This window comes from Mycobacterium sp. 5-140-3-2 (assembly GCF_035666375.1).
In the GTDB taxonomy this organism is placed as follows: Bacteria; Actinomycetota; Actinomycetes; order Mycobacteriales; family Mycobacteriaceae; genus Mycobacterium; species Mycobacterium intracellulare.
Genome location: NZ_CP142025.1, coordinates 950,407 through 967,501 on the forward strand (window position 1 = coordinate 950,407; position 17,095 = coordinate 967,501).

Annotated in this window: 18 protein-coding genes and 1 tRNA gene; 13 read left to right on the forward strand and 6 right to left on the reverse strand. The window is 67.5% G+C overall.

Translation table 11 applies throughout. The annotated features are described in order from the left end of the window. The first annotated feature begins 11 nt into the window (after positions 1 to 11). Together P6281_RS04805 and P6281_RS04810 are read left to right on the forward strand one after the other, a co-directional pair. Positions 12 to 509 (forward strand): MogA/MoaB family molybdenum cofactor biosynthesis protein, encoded by a 498-nt coding sequence (locus P6281_RS04805; protein ID WP_008254072.1) that lies wholly within the window; start codon positions 12 to 14, stop codon positions 507 to 509. A 304-nt stretch (positions 510 to 813) separates the two neighbouring features. Beyond that, positions 814 to 1,233: a large conductance mechanosensitive channel protein MscL gene (locus P6281_RS04810; protein WP_008254074.1), complete on the forward strand. Its 420-nt coding sequence runs from the start codon at positions 814 to 816 to the stop codon at positions 1,231 to 1,233. Positions 1,234 to 1,269: 36 nt separating this feature from the next. On the opposite strand, the gene P6281_RS04815 is transcribed toward P6281_RS04810, so the two are convergent. The 3 genes from P6281_RS04815 to P6281_RS04825 form a co-directional block, all read right to left on the reverse strand. Further along, positions 1,270 to 1,950 carry an SAF domain-containing protein gene (locus tag P6281_RS04815; RefSeq protein WP_008254088.1) on the reverse strand — a complete coding sequence of 227 codons (681 nt, stop codon included), beginning with the start codon at positions 1,948 to 1,950 and terminating at the stop codon, positions 1,270 to 1,272. A gap of 64 nt (positions 1,951 to 2,014) precedes the next feature. Beyond that, positions 2,015 to 2,353: an FmdB family zinc ribbon protein gene (locus tag P6281_RS04820; protein ID WP_008254090.1), complete on the reverse strand. Its 339-nt coding sequence runs from the start codon at positions 2,351 to 2,353 to the stop codon at positions 2,015 to 2,017. 88 nt (positions 2,354 to 2,441) lie between these two features. After that, positions 2,442 to 3,041 (reverse strand): 5-formyltetrahydrofolate cyclo-ligase, encoded by a 600-nt coding sequence (locus P6281_RS04825; RefSeq protein WP_008254092.1) that lies wholly within the window; start codon positions 3,039 to 3,041, stop codon positions 2,442 to 2,444. Positions 3,042 to 3,117: 76 nt separating this feature from the next. On the opposite strand from P6281_RS04825, the gene P6281_RS04830 reads away from it, so the two are divergent. The 5 genes from P6281_RS04830 (at position 3,118) to P6281_RS04850 (ending at position 7,430) form a co-directional block, all read left to right on the forward strand. Beyond that, the gene (locus P6281_RS04830) at positions 3,118 to 4,029 is read left to right on the forward strand and encodes a UTP--glucose-1-phosphate uridylyltransferase (RefSeq protein ID WP_041784812.1); all 912 of its coding nucleotides are present in this window, start codon (positions 3,118 to 3,120) and stop codon (positions 4,027 to 4,029) included. Positions 4,030 to 4,088: 59 nt separating this feature from the next. Beyond that, the gene (glp, locus tag P6281_RS04835; protein ID WP_014941349.1) at positions 4,089 to 5,378 is read left to right on the forward strand and encodes a molybdotransferase-like divisome protein Glp; all 1,290 of its coding nucleotides are present in this window, start codon (positions 4,089 to 4,091) and stop codon (positions 5,376 to 5,378) included. A 20-nt stretch (positions 5,379 to 5,398) separates the two neighbouring features. After that, on the forward strand, positions 5,399 to 6,052 hold the full coding sequence (locus tag P6281_RS04840; RefSeq protein WP_179300620.1) for a GNAT family N-acetyltransferase: 654 nt from the start codon (positions 5,399 to 5,401) through the stop codon (positions 6,050 to 6,052). Positions 6,053 to 6,254: 202 nt separating this feature from the next. After that, entirely contained in the window at positions 6,255 to 7,307 is a 1,053-nt protein-coding gene (gene sepX, locus P6281_RS04845) for a divisome protein SepX/GlpR (protein ID WP_201358857.1), read from the forward strand. A 50-nt stretch (positions 7,308 to 7,357) separates the two neighbouring features. After that, positions 7,358 to 7,430, forward strand: a tRNA-Ala gene (locus P6281_RS04850). A gap of 122 nt (positions 7,431 to 7,552) precedes the next feature. Here the strand turns inward: P6281_RS04850 and P6281_RS04855 are convergent. Beyond that, positions 7,553 to 8,032, reverse strand: coding sequence for a MarR family winged helix-turn-helix transcriptional regulator (locus P6281_RS04855; RefSeq protein WP_008254102.1), 480 nt, complete (start codon positions 8,030 to 8,032; stop codon positions 7,553 to 7,555). Between the two features lie 102 nt (positions 8,033 to 8,134). Between P6281_RS04855 and P6281_RS04860 the strand changes: the two genes are divergently transcribed. Next, a complete protein-coding gene (locus tag P6281_RS04860) occupies positions 8,135 to 8,758 on the forward strand; it encodes an NADPH-dependent F420 reductase (protein WP_009957800.1) in 624 nt (207 codons plus the stop codon). A gap of 85 nt (positions 8,759 to 8,843) precedes the next feature. Continuing rightward, complete coding sequence (locus P6281_RS04865; protein ID WP_008254108.1) at positions 8,844 to 9,773, forward strand: TIGR03619 family F420-dependent LLM class oxidoreductase; 930 nt, start codon at positions 8,844 to 8,846, stop codon at positions 9,771 to 9,773. Positions 9,774 to 9,970: 197 nt separating this feature from the next. On the opposite strand, the gene P6281_RS04870 is transcribed toward P6281_RS04865, so the two are convergent. After that, positions 9,971 to 10,669, reverse strand: coding sequence for a sterol desaturase family protein (locus P6281_RS04870; protein WP_008254110.1), 699 nt, complete (start codon positions 10,667 to 10,669; stop codon positions 9,971 to 9,973). After that, complete coding sequence (locus P6281_RS04875; protein ID WP_008254112.1) at positions 10,666 to 11,400, reverse strand: FadR/GntR family transcriptional regulator; 735 nt, start codon at positions 11,398 to 11,400, stop codon at positions 10,666 to 10,668. Before P6281_RS04875 ends, P6281_RS04870 begins: the two co-directional genes overlap by 4 nt. Before the next feature lie 189 nt (positions 11,401 to 11,589). On the opposite strand from P6281_RS04875, the gene P6281_RS04880 reads away from it, so the two are divergent. The 4 genes from P6281_RS04880 to P6281_RS04895 all read left to right on the forward strand — a co-directional run bounded on the left by P6281_RS04880 (position 11,590) and on the right by P6281_RS04895 (position 17,004). Continuing rightward, on the forward strand, positions 11,590 to 12,888 hold the full coding sequence (locus P6281_RS04880; protein ID WP_081490068.1) for a cytochrome P450: 1,299 nt from the start codon (positions 11,590 to 11,592) through the stop codon (positions 12,886 to 12,888). Between the two features lie 159 nt (positions 12,889 to 13,047). Further along, positions 13,048 to 13,512, forward strand: coding sequence for a hypothetical protein (locus tag P6281_RS04885; protein WP_009957794.1), 465 nt, complete (start codon positions 13,048 to 13,050; stop codon positions 13,510 to 13,512). A 475-nt stretch (positions 13,513 to 13,987) separates the two neighbouring features. Continuing rightward, entirely contained in the window at positions 13,988 to 15,781 is a 1,794-nt protein-coding gene (locus P6281_RS04890; protein WP_014383928.1) for a CocE/NonD family hydrolase, read from the forward strand. 89 nt (positions 15,782 to 15,870) lie between these two features. Beyond that, positions 15,871 to 17,004, forward strand: coding sequence for a M42 family metallopeptidase (locus P6281_RS04895; protein ID WP_041785387.1), 1,134 nt, complete (start codon positions 15,871 to 15,873; stop codon positions 17,002 to 17,004). The last annotated feature ends 91 nt before the right edge of the window (positions 17,005 to 17,095 follow it).

Below are 17,095 nucleotides of genomic sequence, written 5' to 3' on the forward strand. Positions count from 1 at the left end.
CGGTTGCACCCATGGAAACGGGGGCGGAATTGGTAGTTGGCCGGGCTCTGGTCGTGGTGGTCGACGACCGCACCGCGCACGGAGACGAGGACCACAGCGGCCCGTTGGTCACCGAGCTGCTGACCGAGGCGGGATTCGTCGTCGACGGTGTGGTGGCGGTCGCCGCCGACGAGGTCGAGATCCGCAATGCGCTGAACACCGCCGTGATCGGCGGGGTGGATCTGGTCGTCTCGGTCGGCGGCACGGGTGTCACCCCACGCGACGTCACCCCGGAGGCCACCCGCGAGATCCTCGATCGCGAGATCCTCGGTATCGCGGAGGCGATCCGCGGCTCGGGGCTGTCGGCGGGCATCATCGACGCCGGTTTGTCCCGCGGTCTGGCCGGGGTCTCCGGCAGTACGTTGGTGGTCAACCTGGCCGGCTCCCGCTATGCGGTGCGCGACGGAATGGCGACTCTTAATCCGTTGGCGGCCCAGATCATTGGGCAGCTGTCGAGCCTCGAGATCTGATTCGCGGTCCTGGGGTCGGTCCGGCGGTGACAAGACCTTCCGGTTTCGAGGCCGAATTCGTTTCACGAACCCAGGAGTCAACGGACGGGCTCGATTCCAACGCGTACGAGCACGAGCAGTGGTTGCGGGAGAACGTGCCCCCGCACCACCGTTGAGCAGCGGCTCGCGTGTAAAGACATCACGACGCGGTCAACCTTTGGTGACTAATCGTTCGGGAAATGTGTGATAGCGCACAACCTGGCATAGCGTTTTCTCCGGGCGGCAGCGCGCTGCCCCGATAGTCGGCGCTACGGGAGGTGTGCGCATGATAAAGGGATTCAAGAGTTTCGTGATGCGCGGTGACGTGATCACCGTGGCCATCGGTCTGGTCGTAGCCCTGGCCTTCTCCAACCTCGTCAAGGCCTTCACCGACAGCGTGATCAACCCGCTGGTCGCCGCCGTGCAGCCCGGTACGAAATTCGGATTGGGTTGGCAGCTCGGCGATGCGGGGAACAAGGCGACCTTCCTCGACATCGGATCGTTCATCTCGGCGATCATCTACTTCGTCGTCTTCATGACGGCCGTGTACTTCATGATCGTGGTGCCGTACAAGCACATCCAGGCCCGCCGCGGCGTCACCGTGTTCGTGGAGGAGCCGGCCACCAAGGCATGCGCGGAGTGCAAGTCCGACATCCCGGAGGCCGCGCGCAAGTGCAAGTACTGTGCCAGCCTCCAGACGGCCTGATCCAGCGAATACGGATGCGAGGCTGGGGCGACCCGCTCAGTGCAAGGTAAGCGTCACCGTCTGGCCCAACGCCGAGCCCGCCACCGTGTTCGCCACACGAGCCGGCAGCGCAACCAACACTACGCGGTCGGCATCGGCGGACTGGAGCTTTTCCTTGGCCGACACGAGGACCACGACGGCGTCGGTCGCCACCACCCTGGGGGCGGCATGGGCGGTTTCCGGCGCGCCGGTCGCCGGCGCCGCCAACACGTCGACCACATCCCCGGCGCGGACGAGGTCGATCAACGCGCCGTCCGCCAGATGCAGCGGCACGATGCGGGCCCCCGGTCCCGCCTTCGACCCGATCGCCGCCTCGGCCAGCCGGTTGCCCAGTAACCGGACGTCGGTGAGCACCTCGCCACGCCTGGCCGGGCCGGCCAGCGTCGAACCCACCACCGCGCCCACGTCGGCGCGAGCCCCGTCGGGAACTGTTGAGGCCAAACGCTTTTCGATTCGGACGTCGGCGGCGGTCAACGCGTTGCCGGGGCGCAGGTCGTGGTCGGCGACCACCACCTGCGTGTAGTCACCGGCGGGATTGGAGCGCAGCGTCGCGATGCCGGCCAGCACGACCAGCCCGCCCGCCGCGACGCGGCGCGCCAGCACGGTGCGGGTCCAGTCCGGTCGCAACCACAGCGACAGCCGGCTCAATACGCTTGGGTTCAGCGATGATTCGCCCACGGGGCAACGGTAGGCGCAACGCGGTGCCCGGGTCGCCGGTCAGCGACGCGCGTGTGGATAACGCTCAGTTGGTGGCCGCGGCGGCGGGGGAGGGTGTGGAGCTGCTGCTCGACTTCTCGCTCGAGGCGGACTTGTCATTGGAACCGGACTTCTCGCTGGAACCCGAGCTCGAACCCGAGTCGCTCGACGAGGAGCCGTTGGTGGAGGCGCTCGACTTCTTGCCGGACTCGCGGCTGTCGGTGCGGTAGAAGCCGCTGCCCTTGAACACCACTCCGACGGAGTTGAAGCGCTTGCGAAGCCGACCGGAGCAGCGTTTGCACGTGGTCAGCGCATCGTCGGTGAAGGCCTGCACGATGTCGAAGCGATCGTCGCACTCGGTGCATTGATAGCTGTAAGTCGGCACGAAAACCTCCGGATGATTGCAAACCTGGTTAGCACTCTAGCGTCTCAAGTGCTAGAACCGCCACGTGACATGTCTCATTCCCGACATGTCAGTGCGAATCGAGGGCGATCAGCCCTCGTTGCGGCGTAAGCGCGTGGGTCATCGGGACGTCGTGCGGACCGGCCGGGATCTCGTCCAGCAATTCCGCGTCGCGGACGAGCGCCACCAGCGGCGCGTGGGGGTCACGGCCGCCCAGCGAGCGGTCGTAGAACCCCCGCCCCCGGCCCAGCCGCACGCCGGCGCGGTCGACGGCCAGCGCCGGCACCAGCACCAGGGCGGCCTCCGCCAGGGCCGCCGCCGGCAGCCACGGCTGCGGGGGCTCGAGCAATCCCCACCGGCCGGTGGTCAGGGTGCCGGGCCGGTATTCGCCCCACGACAGCGGCAGCGGCGTGTTGTCGGCGGTGGTACGCGCAACCGGCAGCAGCACCCGGCCGGCGCGGCGCAGCAACATGTCCAGCAGCTCAATCGACCCCGGCTCGGTGCCCACCGGCACATAGGCGCAGACCGTGCTGTCGCTGGCCACAATGCTTTCCGGGGCTTCCAACTTTTCCCGCAGTAGGTCCGCCTCGGCGGCCCGAACGTCGTCGGCAACGCGGCGCCGGGCCGCGAGTAGCTGTTCGCGCAACGCGGCCTTGCCCGTGGTTGCCATGCGTCAACCATGACAGCCAGGACTTTGCCCGCGCCACATCGACTCGGCAAAGCGGATGCGGGTTATCGTGTGAACGATGTCATGCCCAAACGTGGTGGTGCCACGCACGGCTGTTGTGCCCGCCGCCGGTCTCGGTACCCGCTTCTTGCCGGCAACCAAAACGGTTCCCAAGGAACTGCTGCCGGTGGTCGATACCCCGGGCATAGAGCTGGTGGCCGCCGAAGCGGCCGAAGCCGGCGCCGAACGGCTGGTGATCATCACCTCCGAGGGCAAGGACGGCGTCGTCGCGCATTTCGTCGAAGACCTCGTACTGGAAAGCACGCTGGAGGAGCGCGGCAAGACCGCGATGCTCGACAAGGTCCGCCGCGCGCCGCGACTGATCAAGGTCGAGTCCGTCGTGCAGAGCGAACCGCTGGGGCTCGGCCATGCGATCGGGTGCGTGGAATCGCGGCTGTCCGACGACGAGAACGCGATCGCGGTGCTGCTGCCCGACGACCTGGTGTTACCGACCGGCGTGCTGGGCACGATGTCGAAGGTGCGGGCCCACCACGGCGGCACCGTGTTGTGCGCGATCGAGGTCACCCCCGAAGAGATCAGCGCGTACGGCGTTTTCGACGTCGAGCCGGTGCCCGACGATGAGAACCCCGACGTGCTGCGGGTCAAGAGCATGGTCGAGAAGCCCAAGGCCGAGGACGCGCCGTCGCTGTTCGCCGCGGCGGGCCGATATGTGCTCGACCGCGCCATCTTTGACGCGTTGCGCCGCACCGAGCGCGGGGCCGGTGGCGAAGTGCAACTCACCGACGGCATCGCCCTGCTGATCGCGGAGGGCCACCCGGTGCATGTGGTCGTGCACCGCGGATCTCGACACGACTTGGGAAATCCTGGCGGCTACCTCAAGGCTGCGGTTGACTTTGCATTGGATCGTGACGACTACGGCCCGGATTTGCGGCAATGGTTGGTGGCGCGATTGGGCCTGGCCGAGCAGTAGCCCGGCGGTAACCCGGCCGGCGGGCCGCCCGTCAGGCAGCGAGGGCAGAGAGGCGCGCTGTGCGTTCGGTGGAAGAGCAGCAGGCTCGGATCACGGCTGCCGCGGTGGCCCCGCGGCCGATACGTGTGGCGATCGCCGAGGCGCAGGGATTGATGTGCGCCGAGGAGGTGGTGACCGAACGCCCGATGCCCGGTTTCGATCAGGCCGCGATCGACGGCTACGCGGTGCGCAGCGTCGACGTCCTCGGCGTCGGCGAGGTGGGCCACGACAGCCTGCCCGAGCCGATCGACGACTCACCCGAGAGCGACGGGCGCGACGGGCTGGTGCTGCCGGTGATGGGCACCGTCGAGGCGGGTTCGCGCACGCCCAGCCGCTTGCAGCCACGCCAGGCCGTCCGCGTGCAGACCGGGGCCCCGCTGCCCACCCTGGCCGACGCGGTCCTGCCGATGCGGTGGACCGACGGCGGGACGTCGCGCGTGCGGATCTACCGCGGGGCGCCGTCGGGCGCCTACGTGCGCCGCGCCGGCGACGACGTCCAGCCCGGTGATGTCGCGGTGCGCGCCGGAACGGTCATCGGCGCGGCCCAGGTCGGGCTGCTGGCCGCGGTCGGCCGCGAACGGGTGCTGGTTCATCCCCGGCCGCGGGTCACGATCATGGCGCTGGGTGGAGAACTGGTCGACATTTCCCGCACCCCGGGGAACGGCCAGGTCTACGACGTCAACTCCTATGCACTGGCGGCCGCGGCCCGCGACGCCGGTGCCGAGGTCAACCGCGTCGGGATCGTCGGCGGCGGCGCCAAGGAGCTTCGCGACATCGTCGAGGGCCAGATCAATCGCGCCGAGGTCATCGTCATCGCCGGGGCCGTCGGCGGTGCGGCGGCCGAAGTGGTGCGTTCGGTGCTCTCCGAGCTCGGCGAGCTCGAGGTCGTCCGCGTCGCGATGCATCCCGGCTCCGTCCAGGGCTTTGGTCAGCTGGGCCGCGAGGGCGTCCCGACGTTCCTGTTGCCGGCCAATCCGGTGAGTGCGCTGGTGGTCTTCGAGGTGATGGTGCGCCCGCTGATCCGGCTGTCGCTGGGCAAGCGCCAGCCGATGCGCCGCATCGTGCAGGCCCGCACACTGTCGCCGATCACGTCGGTGGCCGGGCGCAAGGGTTTCCTGCGCGGCCAGCTGATGCGCGACCAGGAGAGTGGGGAGTATCTGGTGCAGGCGCTCGGCGGCGCCCCGGGCGCGTCGTCGCACCTGCTGGCCACCCTCGCCGAAGCCAACTGTCTGGTGGTGGTGCCCAGCGGCGCCGAGCAGATTCGGACCGGCGAGATCGTCGACGTCGCCTTCTTGGCTCAGCGCGGCTGAGCGGAACGACTGCGTCCACGGTGAACCTCTTGCGCTCCAATTCCCGTCATCCGGGTTGGCCCATGAGCGTTGGGCCGCTTCGGGTTCCGGCGGGCGTGGTCCGCCTGCGGGCGGTGCGGCTGCGCGATGGCGCGCAGTGGAGCCGGATCCGGCTGAGCGATCGTGCGCATCTGGAGCCGTGGGAGCCCAGCGCCGAGGGTGATTGGACGGTCCGGCATGCCGTGGCCGCGTGGCCGGCGTTGTGCTCCGGCCTGCGGGCGGAGGCGCGCCAGGGACGGATGCTGCCCTACGTCATCGAACTCGACGGGCAGTTCTGCGGCCAGCTGACCATCGGCAACGTCACCCACGGCGCGTTGCGGTCGGCGTGGATCGGCTACTGGGTGCCGCGGTCGGCCACCGGCGGCGGGGTGGCGACCGCGGCGTTGGCTCTGGGGCTAGATCACTGCTTCGGGCCGGTGATGCTGCACCGGGTGGAGGCCACCGTCCGCCCGGAAAACGCCGCGAGCCGGGCCGTGTTGGCAAAGGTGGGGTTCCGCCAGGAGGGCGTGCTGCAGCGCTACCTGGAAGTCGACAAGGCGTGGCGCGACCACCTGTTGATGGCCATCACCGTCGAAGAGGTCACGGGGTCGGTGGCATCGGCGCTGGTCCGCGCCGGTAACGCCAGCTGGGTATGACGACCACCTATTAATTGGGTCGGTCGGCGACGCTCCGACCGTGACCGGATTTTTGCCGATTTGGGACTGGCGCGACACGAGTGACTCGTGGTGCTTGTGGGAGGCAAATTACAGGTGTGTAATTGTCCTGGTCGTCATGACCCGGCCGCGTTGGCCACGAATGGGCTTCGCGGGGGATGAGAACCACAGAGAGCAGGTCATCATGCCAAGCATCCCGCAGTCATTGTTGTGGATATCGCTCGTGGTGCTGTGGCTGTTTGTCTTGGTGCCGATGCTCGTCAGCAAACGCGACGCGGTGCGCCGCACCAGCGATGTGGCGTTGGCGACGCGAGTCCTCAACGGCGGGGCCAACTCCCGGCTGATCAAGCGCAGCGGTCCGGCCGCCGGTCACCGCAGCGATCCCGACTGGCAACCGCCGGAAGACTCGGCCGGCACCGACCTCGACGAGGAGCACGACCTTGCCGAGAACGACGACGACCGCGAGACGGATGACGACGCCGACACCGACGAGCTGAGCCGCCGGCGCCCGGTGGTGATGAAAATGGCCGTGACCGAGCCCGCCGAGGCCGACGAGCCCGACTACCTCGACGTCGATGTCGTCGAGGATTCGGCCGCACTTCCGGTGGGGGCCAGCGATTCTGCGGCCGAGGACGTCGACGAGGAACCGGCCGAGGACGACGTCGACACCGAGGCCGTCGCCAAGCACGACGACGAGGACCGCTACGAGTACGTCGAGGACTCGTCCGGATTGGAGCCCCCCGCCGAAGACGCCGACGACGACGACGAGGTTCCAGCCCCGATGCCGCGCAGCGCTGCCCGCCGGCGCCGGCTCGACGCCAAGACGGCCGCCGCGGTCAGCGCCCGCAAGTACGCGTTCCGCAAGAAGGTCTTGATGGTGATGGCCCTCGTCCTGATCGGCTCGGCCACCGCGGCGTTCAAGATCTCGCCGAGCGCCTGGTGGGTATGCGGCAGCGCGATCGGCATCACCCTGCTGTACCTGGGCTATCTGCGCCGCCAGACGCGCATCGAGGAGAAGGTGCGCCGCCGCCGGGCGCAGCGGATGGCGCGGGCGCGCCTCGGTGTCGAGAACGCCTACGACCGGGAGTACGACGTGGTCCCGTCGCGGCTGCGCCGCCCGGGCGCGGTGGTGCTGGAAATCGACGACGAGGACCCGGTCTTCGAACACCTGGACTACGCGATGGCGATGAGGACCTACGGGTGGCCCCGGGACTTGCCGCGCGCCGTCGGCGAGTAGTGCTCGCGTTTCGGCGGTTGGTGCCGCGGCTGGTAGCCTGCTAGCGGTCAGGGGCTATGGCGCAGTTGGTAGCGCGACTCGTTCGCATCGAGTAGGTCAGGGGTTCGATTCCCCTTAGCTCCACAAAGTTTGAGCACGTAACAGCGCATTTCCCGGTTATTTGCGTTCACCGAATGGTGTCCGCCGCGCAGCGGGTACGCAGCGGATTCGATCGCGGCACCAAGTATGCGACGCCGCCGTCTCACCTACGAGGGCTCGTCGTCGGCTGGAGAGTCGTCTTTGGTCAGGTGGCGCAGGACTCGTTCGTTGAGGGCGGCGAGCATGTCGAGCTCAGCAGGGGTAAGCAGTTCGATGAAGTTCCGGCGGACGTCCTCCACGTGCCGGGGCGCCGCCTTCTCGATCGCGGCGCGGCCAGCCGGCAACAGGCAGACCATGGTGCTCCGGGCGTCGTCGGGGTTGGGCTCACGACAGATCAGCCCGCCCTTCTCCATGCGTCGCACCTGGTGGGAGACACGGCTCTTTTCCCAGCCCAGTGTGTTGCACAGGTCGCGGGCGGGCATGCGGTCCCGGTCGTGCTCCGAGAGCACCGCCAAGATCTGGTAGTCGGCCCCCGACAGGCCCATTTCCTGCAGCCCCCGGTTCAGGTGCACGTCGAGCTGATGATGCGCGTGCTGGAACGCCCGCCAGGCGCGGTCTTCACGAGGGTTCAGCCAGTTCGCATCCATTAGCCACTCATGCTACCCCGATTTGGTTGACGCGTCATCAAACCTCCCTTAAGGTAGACACATCAACCTTTTCGTTCATCTATTCGAGACAGGACTCACCTCATGAGCAGCATCAGCATCATCGGCACCGGGAACATGGCCCGAGCCATCGGCGAGCTGGCGGTAGCCGGTGGCAACACCGTCGAGGTCATCGGCCGCGATCAGTCCAAGGCAGCTGACCTGGCCAAGACGCTCGGCCGCAACGCCACGACCGGCGAGTTCGGCGCCGTTCCGGCCGGGGACATCGTCATCGTCGCCCTCTTGTACGCCCATGTCGTTCCGGTCGTCGCCCAATACGGAGACGCCCTCGCTGGCAAGGTCATCGTCGACATCAGCAACCCCTTCAATGCCGCGGCCGACGGGCTGGCCATCCCCGATGGCACCTCGGTCGCGCAGCAAGTTGCCAAGGCCGCGCCGGCCAGCGCCAGCGTGGTGAAGGCGTTCAACACCATCTTCGGCGTTGTCCTGGGCCAGGGCCGGCCGCTCGACGTCTTCCTCGCCGGCGACGACGTGCGCGCCAAGGCGGACGTGGCGGCGTTCATCGAGAGCCTCGACCTGCGCCCGCTGGACGTCGGCGCGTTGCACATGGCGCACTGGCTGGAAGGAATGGGCCTGGTCGTGATGGGCCTCGCCCGCCACGGCGTGGGGAATTTCGACTTTGCCCTCGGCGCCACCGTTCCCGCCTGAGGCGCACCGCCCCGGTCCGAGCCGTGGACGGACCGGGGCGCCGGGAGCCCAAACAATGGTTGATGGATCACCGAAAGGAATCCCAATGAAACTTGGTTTCGCACTTCCCATCGTCGGGCCCGCTGTCAGCAGCGCCGTTGGCTTGAGCGCGTTCTGCCGCGGACTCGAGGACCTTGGCTACGACACGCTGTGGGTCGGCGATCGCCTGGTCACGCCGGTCGATATGCACAGCACCTACCCGGGCAAAGAGCAGCCGTACCCGCCCCAGATGACCCGGTACCTCGATCCGGTGCTGCTGTGGACCGTTGCCGCGACGGCGACCAGCCGGGTGCGGCTGAACTCCAGCACGCTCAGCACGTTCTACTACGAGCCGGTGCACCTGGCCCGACTGCTGACCACGCTCGACGTGCTCAGCGACGGCCGTCTTGACGTAGGCGTGGGGGTCGGGTGGATGAAGGACGAACACGACATCGCCCGCGGCGCGGACTGGCACCGGCGCGGGCGGATGCTCGATGATCTGCTGGCGTTTCTGCACCAATGGTGGACGACCACCCCGGTGTCCTGGGAAAGCGAGTTCTTCTCGCTTCCGCCGGTCCATGCCGAACTGCGCCCGGTCCAGGCCGGCGGTCCACCCATCTGGATCGGCGGTGCCAGCGAGGCCGCGATGCGCCGGGTCGGCCGCAGCGGCACCGGCTGGCTCGGGGTCGAGGGGCTGCAGGACGAGGTCACCGACCACCTGTGGTCGATCGCGCGCGGCGCGGCCCAGGACGCCGGCCGCGATCCTGACGCGCTGAAGACGGCCATGCGGATCAACCTCGAACCGGGCACGCCCGTTGACTTCGTTGCCGACAAGCTCGAGCGCCTCGCCGAGTCAGGCGCCGACGAGGCGATCGTGGATGCCTTCGCAATGTTCCCCACCCTTGAGGAGTTGCTTGACTTCGCCGGTCAGGTAATTGCACGCACCACGCGAAAACTTGACGACAAGGTAGCGGTATCACGCGTGATCAACCGGTAGCGCCCTTGCGCAGGTGAAGCCCACGAAAGACGATGCAGCACATTGAAATTCAGACTACGTCCGACCGGGGCAAAGTGGGCCCGGGTTCAATGCTGCCAGTCCGATTAAGACAGAACTAGGTCAGAGGGGCGCGTGCAGTCGTTTTGACCACCGTCCGGTACACAGTGGTTGATCAGTAGATTCAGCAATAGTTTTCGTTATCGAGGTACAAACCGTCCGGATGCCGCAGCGTTGGTCGAGCTCGCACTCACACCGTGCAGATTCTTGGCTGTCGGGGAGGTCGGTACCGTCGACTGGTCCGGGTACGTGCCGAGCAGCCGGTCGGCGGTTCCGGTGGTGGTGACGGTGAACCAGTAGTGTTCGTTTTTGAAGTGATGCCGTCGATGGTTACGCCAAACCGACCGATACACACTGCTTTTGGGCTTGTAGTCGGTGTGGATGAGGTAATGCGTCCACTCGTAGGCCAGCCCGACGGCGGTCAAGACGACCAGGTACGTCAGCCCGAGGCCGAGCCGAGGAAAGGCCACGAACGCTACGGCGACGGCCGTCGGGATCACCCAGGGCAACGTCTGCCACGGGATGAAGATGAGCTCGACTTTCCGCGGCTCGCAGTGATGTTCGCGATGTTTGCGCGCCAGCAAGGGGTCCACGACGAAGCGACCGACACTGCGCGGCCGCCAGTGCAGGATGGCGACGTGGATGATCCACTCGAAGACCGGGAAGGCCGCGATCATGAGCGCCGGCAGCACGACGTCGGTGAGCCGCCAGTCACCGACGACGATCCGGGCCGTCAGCGCCCCGGCGAACGTCAGTGCGAGGCCCCAGGGAGAAGGGTGGCGCCAAAACTCCCGGCCCGCCGCGGACAGGGTGAGGTTGCTGCGTACGGGTGTTCTCATTGCTCGTCATCCAGGCTGGATAGGGCGGTGAGCAGGCCGCGGGTGGCCGGCTCGAGGAGTTCGGTCGCGGCACGTTTGGCCCCGACCGGATCGCCGGCGGTGATCGCCTGTGCCACTTGGCGGTACAGCTCCGGGCGATTGACCTCGGCGGCCATCGCGGTGTCGAGCGCCGGGAGTGCGGGTTCGTAGGTGGCCCGCAGGGTGTTGAACATCAGCCGGAACACGATGGAGTCCGCGGCGTCGACGACGTGGTCCCAGAACGTCAGCGCCGCGCGTTGACGTTCCGTCGGATCCTCTTCGGCGGCGAGCGCGTCCACGGCGGCCTCGAGCACGCCGGCCGCCTGCGGGCCGCCCCGTTCGGCGGCCAGTTCGGCGACTTTGGGACCGTTGTGCAGCCGGGTCTCCAGAATGCTGCGCACGACCGCCACGTCCAGCTCGTCGCCACGATCCCCACCGCGAAGCAGCAACTGGGGCAACAGGTCCAGGCCCGCGTGACGCTTGTAGTCCCGCACGGTGGTGGCGTCACCCTGCCGAACCTCGACCAGGCCGGCAGCGGTGAGGCGCTTGAGCGCCTCGCGAACCACCGGCCGGGACACCCCCAGCACCTCCGCGAGTCTTCGCTCACTGGGCAGCAGCTCCCCGGGCGCGAGTTCGCCACTGAGCACGTCGGACATGATCTGCTCGAAGACGTGGTCGGGTATCGACTGTCGGGTCACGGGGCGCAGGGCCATGCCCCCACCATGCCGGAGCCATTGGCCAGACGTCAAGTGGTCAGACCAGTGCGATAGGCGTATTACGCGTTTCGAGGCGCCGCTCGCGCCGCAGAGGCATGCCGTCGGCGAGTCTCTGGTGGCCGGCAGCCTCAGCACATAAAGTTGCCCAAGCTACCTAGCACGCGCCGTCCCCGTCGGGGGTGATCGATGGCTGCCGACACGCTGCCACCCGGTCCTCGAGCACCGGTGGCAGTACAAACTGCTGAATGGATCGCTCGTCCATGGGAGTTCATGGACCGCGCCGCCGCCCGATACGGCGACACGTTCACCATGAAGCTGGTCGGCGAGGGACCGATCGTGATGGTCTCGCATCCCGATGCGGTGCGGCAGATCTTCACCTCGCCTCCCGAATTGGTGCTCGCCGGGGAAGCAAACCGCATCCTGCAGCCCGTGGTGGGCCAGAACTCGGTGCTACTGCTCGACCGCGACGCACACAGAGAACAGCGTCGACTCCTCATGCCCGCGTTTCGCGGCAATCAGTTGCAGAGCTACATGAGCACGATGAGCGCCATTGCCGAGGCCGAGATTGCCCGCTGGCCCCGCGGTGTGCCGGTGCGGCTGCATCCCCGGATGCAAGCGTTGACGCTCGAAGTCATCCTGCACCTTGTGTTCGGACTCGAGCGCGGGCAGAGCATGGACCGGTTGCGCCAGGCGCTACAGCGGACGCTCGTTCTCACAACCAACGGCGCGGCGCAATTTTTCCTCTTGCTCGTAGGGCCCCAGAAGATGAGGACTGCGCTCACTCACAAGTTGCTGGCCGACGTAGATCGCCTGCTTCATGAAGAGATCGCCACGCGCCGTCGGCAAGCCGACCTCGATACCCGCACCGACGTCCTCTCGATGCTGTTGAAGGCCAGGCACGAAGACGGTAATCCGATGAGCGATCAAGAGATTCGCGACGAACTCATCACGTTGCTATTGGCAGGCCACGAAACAACGGCATCGGGACTGGCGTGGGCGGTCGAGCGGATCATCCGTCACCCGGACGCGCATTCGCGCCTTATCGAAGAGGCGCACGCCGACGACGGCCAGAGGTACGTCGATGCCGTGGTGAAGGAGACACTCCGGATGCGGCCCGTGCTCGCCCTGGTGAGCAGACGACTCACCGAACCCATGGAGGTCGACGGGTTTTCACTGCCCGCCGGCGTCAAGGTCGCGCCCTCGATCTATCTCATGCACCGCCGTCCCGACATCTACCCCGACCCGAAACAGTTTCGTCCCGAGCGGTTTCTCGACAACCGCGCGGGAACGTACACGTGGATTCCATTCGGAGGAGGCGTGCGCCGTTGCCTTGGAGCGACTTTCGCCGAATGCGAGATGCGGATTGTGCTCGGCGCGATGTTCACCACCATGCGGGTGCGCCCCGTCGACGCTAAATCCGAGCCGATACACCGCCGGTCGATCACCCAGGTGCCGGGTCGCGGAACCACCGTAGTGCTCGAATAACTCAGTCAAACGCATGTCCACGAAACCGCCACTCGGCACGCTTCGGCGTGTCGCGGTTTCACCGCCAGCCGGGTCTGAGACCGTTGGACGTACTCGCGGTGGAAGCAAGGGGGCGGGGTGAGTCCGGCTCAGATTTTTTTCGTGTCAGCTCTCGTCGTCATGCTGGTAGTCGGGATCGTGACGATCAAGTTCTCCGGGAAGCTGTTCCGCCCTGAAGCGACCCTGGCGGTTGTGTTGACGGTGGTTACCGTGGCGGGCTGGATCTGGCGGATGCCACGGGGGTGGTTCACGATTTCGCAAATCGCTTGGCGCTACCGGCTGAAGACTTGTCAGGTCCGGGAGGTCGCGGACAAGCTTGGTATGAGGCCCTTCAACCGCGGTGCGCTGGTCCCTCCCGCACAGCGGAAGAAGATGCATCCCGAGCTGATGCGTTTGAAGAAGCGCAAGGCGGTGCGCGAGCCGAGCGTAGCGAAAGGCGCGGGATTGGTCTACGAATCCTCGGCCGCACAGTCTGCTTTCCTGGATGAGGCCGAGCGCATGCAGTTCTCCGGTGAGGAGCTGTTGCGACATCTGCATCCGAGCGTCACCCATTTCGTGTCCGACGCCCAGGACGAGGCGGTATGACGAAATCGGCTGGGGGCCCGTGGTTTTCAGCGGGCCCCGCCTCGGACGAAGTCAGAGGCCGCGGGACTGTTTATGGCAATGACAAGCTGGGGTCACGGGTGGAATCGGCGATCTGTCAGCGCGAGTCGCCGGTCGCCGCCTGCGAGCGCCTTGCGAAATCAGTGGCCGATCCGCATCGCGAGGCCGCCGAAACCGTTAGGCGTCGAAGGCAATCGGCGGGGTCGCTGGACCGCTGCGTCCGACGACCGGCGGAAGCGGCCGCGCCATCGTGACACCCCCTCAGTTCCGCTGAGGACGGTGCTCTAAATTCGCTGATGATTCGCGGCGATGGCGCCGCGGGGCCTCAGGGGGAGCTCTACCGATGGTGAGATCAAGGACGACTCTGCGATCCAGGCGCAAACCTGCGCGACGCGTCCGCAAGACCAGTCCATCGCCGTTCGCGCCGGAGTGGACGCCGCCCCCGGCGACCTACGGCGTGGGCGTGCGACACAACGTCGCCGTGCCGATGAGCGACGGCGTCGAACTGCGCGCCGACATCCACTACCCGACGGTGCCCGAGACGGGGCAGGCCGCCGAAGGCCCGTTTCCCGTCTTGCTGTCGATCACGCCCTACGGCAAGAAAGCCCCGCCGCCGGCCGCACAAATCGGCGGCGGCGCGGCGCCCTACCTCATCAAGCGCGGCTACATCGAGGTGATGGTCGACGTCCGCGGCACCGGTTCGTCGGGCGGTTCGTTCGAGATGTGCGGCGACCGGCAGACGCAGGACGGCGTGGAGTTGGTGCAGTGGGCGACCACGCTGCCCAACGCCAACGGCCGCGTCGGCATGGTGGGGCTGTCCTACCTGGCGATCAACCAACTCTTCACCGCGGCCGCCGTCGGCCCGGACTCGCCCCTGAAGGCGATTTTCCCGGTGATGGCGGCCCGCGATTTCTATCGCGACGCCGCCACCATGGGCGGCGTGCCGCACCTGCACGCGGTCCGCGGATACGGGTCGGTCTACACGCTGCTCAACGTGGTCAATCCGACGCTGGAGTGGCTCGCCCGCGGCGGTCACGAGCGGCCGCGTTCGGGCGGTCTCGCCGCGGTTCGCCAGCGCGGACGCGATCAGCGGCGCTACTTCCGGCCACTGATCGCCGAGGTTGTCGCCGGCGGCGAGACCGCCTATGACGGCCCGTTTTGGGACGCGATGAGTCCGGGGCTGGTCCTGTCCAAGATCGCCGCCAACGGCGTCGCGACCTTCCTCGTCGGCGGATGGCACGACGCGTTTCAGCGCGGGGCGCCCCTGAACTACGCCGCGCTGCAGAACGCGGCCGCCGGCCGGCCCGACGACGCACCGATGGAACCCGGCCAACCCGTCTCGGACCGGATCCGATTGATGATGGGCCCGTGGTATCACGTGTCGGACCACGGCGGGCTGCACCTTCAGGCGCTGCAGTTGCGCTGGTTCGAGCACTGGCTCAAAGACGATGCGCGCGCGGCGATTGCGGGGAAGCCGCTGACGTTCCAGGCGATCGGAAGCTCGAACTGGTATCGCGCCGACGACTATCCGCTCGCCGAGGCGACGCCCACTCGTTTCTACCTGTCCGACGCGGGCCGGCTGAGTTCGGATGCCTCGCCCCACACCACTGTTGCGCCGCTGACCTATGTCCCGCGCGGACCCCTGTCGGGCCGCAGCCTGGAGCAGTGGTCGCTGGGGCTGAGCAGCTTTTTGTTCTCCCAACGCGGCCGCACCATCCGCTACGACCAGGACAACCGCCGCCTGCAGCGCGGCGCGCTGTCCTACACCACCGAGCCATTCGGGCAGGCGAAGCTGGTGGCCGGACCGATCGCGCTGATTATCCACGCGACGGCCACCACCACCGAGACGGTGTGGGTCGCCCACCTCGACGCCGTCGCCCCCGACGGTGCCAGCCGTCCGCTGTCCCAGGGCGCGCTACTCGGTTCGCACCGGAAGCTGGATCCCGACCGCACCTGGTACCTGCCCGACGGCACCGTTCTGCGCCCGCAGCACCTCAGCACCCGAGCGGCCGCGCAGCCCGTCGTGCCCGGGGAGCTCACCCGCTACGACATCGAAATCTTTCCGACGGCCGCGCTGATCGCCGCGGGCCACCGGCTGCGCCTGACGATCACCACCTATGACTTTCCGCATCTGGTGCCCAGCAAGCCGGCTCGCCGGGCCTTGGCCGGCGGGCGCTACCAATTGCATCAGGGCGGGCCGACACCGTCGCACCTCCTTGTTTCGTTGGCAGACCCGGACGCCGTGAGCTGAACCAGGCGTCGAAACCCCTGACGGCGTTGGCGTAGTCGCAGGACATCGCGGGTACTGGTCCTCTGAACCCGATGACGGAAGAGGATCCCATGGCGCACCCCGACCGCGACGCAGGCGACGACTTGCTGCAGGAACTCCTGTGGACCTATGGGCCGTGCGGGCAGGAGGACGAGGTCCGCGCCGTCATCGCCCGGGAGCTGCAACCCCTCGTCGACGACATGTGGACCGACGACGCCGGAAACCTGATCGGCTACGTCGCCGCCAATGCGTCGGCCAAAAACACCGGGGCGCCCGACCACCGCCAGCGGACTCAGGCTATCCCCGGCACCGCGACCCGGGTGATGGCGCACATGGACGAGCTGTCGATGATCGTCAAACGCGTGGAATCCGACGGCACGCTGCATCTGACGCAGCTGGGAACGATGTACCCGGGCAACTTCGGACTCGGACCGGTCGCGGTGCTCGGCGACAACGAAACCCTCACCGCCGTACTGGCTCTCGGCTCCGAGCACACCACCCAGGAAAGCTCGCGGATCTGGGAGACCAAGCCCGACAAGGGCGACCGGGCACTGGACTGGCATCACGTGTACGTCTTCACCGGCCGCAGCACCGAGGAGCTGGCCGCGGCGGGAGTGCACGCCGGCACCCGGGTGTGCGTCGACCGCAGCAAGCGATCCGTGGTCGAGATCGGAGACTACGTCGGCGCCTACTTCCTCGACGACCGCGCCGCGGTGACCGCGCTGCTGAACGCCGCCCGCCTGTTGCGCGAGCGCAACCAACGCCCGGCCGACGACGTCTACCTGGTCTTCACCACCAACGAGGAGATCGGCGGGGTGGGGGGCACCTACGCCAGCGCGACCCTGCCCGGCCACCTCACGCTCGCCCTGGAAGTCGGCCCCACCGAAGTCGAATACAACACCACGGTCAGCGGCGGGCCGATCATCGGCTACAGCGACGCGTTGTGCATTTACGACAAGGAAGTCGCCGACCGGCTGCTGAAAATCGCCACCGACCAGGGGTTGTCCCCACAGCCGGCCGCGCTGGGCGCATTCGAATCCGACGCGTCGCACGCCAAGGCCACCGGGCAGGCCGCGCGCGCCGGCCTGCTGTGCCTGCCCACGCTGAGCACCCACGGCTATGAGGTCATCGCGCGCCGCGCGATCGACGACATGGCCGCCATCATCGTCGATTTCGTGCTGCAGCCAAGCCAGCAGATCGCCTGAGCCGGGCCGGGAGCAGTCGGGCGAAAACCCGACAATCGCGCTGGTCAGCCTGTTAGTCTGGCGGCGCTTCCGGACGCAGAACGATGGGGTT

Coding starts and splice junctions, on each gene's coding strand:
- P6281_RS04875 (WP_008254112.1), bottom strand. CDS start 11,400: ATGGCCCTGCGCCCCGTGACCCGACAGTCGATACCCGACCACGTCTTC.
- P6281_RS04865 (WP_008254108.1), top strand. CDS start 8,844: ATGAAACTTGGTTTCGCACTTCCCATCGTCGGGCCCGCTGTCAGCAGC.
- P6281_RS04895 (WP_041785387.1), top strand. CDS start 15,871: ATGGCGCACCCCGACCGCGACGCAGGCGACGACTTGCTGCAGGAACTC.
- P6281_RS04855 (WP_008254102.1), bottom strand. CDS start 8,032: ATGGATGCGAACTGGCTGAACCCTCGTGAAGACCGCGCCTGGCGGGCG.
- P6281_RS04885 (WP_009957794.1), top strand. CDS start 13,048: ATGCTGGTAGTCGGGATCGTGACGATCAAGTTCTCCGGGAAGCTGTTC.
- P6281_RS04880 (WP_081490068.1), top strand. CDS start 11,590: ATGGCTGCCGACACGCTGCCACCCGGTCCTCGAGCACCGGTGGCAGTA.
- P6281_RS04810 (WP_008254074.1), top strand. CDS start 814: ATGATAAAGGGATTCAAGAGTTTCGTGATGCGCGGTGACGTGATCACC.
- P6281_RS04825 (WP_008254092.1), bottom strand. CDS start 3,041: ATGGCAACCACGGGCAAGGCCGCGTTGCGCGAACAGCTACTCGCGGCC.
- P6281_RS04860 (WP_009957800.1), top strand. CDS start 8,135: ATGAGCAGCATCAGCATCATCGGCACCGGGAACATGGCCCGAGCCATC.
- P6281_RS04870 (WP_008254110.1), bottom strand. CDS start 10,669: ATGAGAACACCCGTACGCAGCAACCTCACCCTGTCCGCGGCGGGCCGG.
- sepX (WP_201358857.1), top strand. CDS start 6,255: ATGCCAAGCATCCCGCAGTCATTGTTGTGGATATCGCTCGTGGTGCTG.
- P6281_RS04830 (WP_041784812.1), top strand. CDS start 3,118: ATGTCATGCCCAAACGTGGTGGTGCCACGCACGGCTGTTGTGCCCGCC.
- P6281_RS04805 (WP_008254072.1), top strand. CDS start 12: ATGGAAACGGGGGCGGAATTGGTAGTTGGCCGGGCTCTGGTCGTGGTG.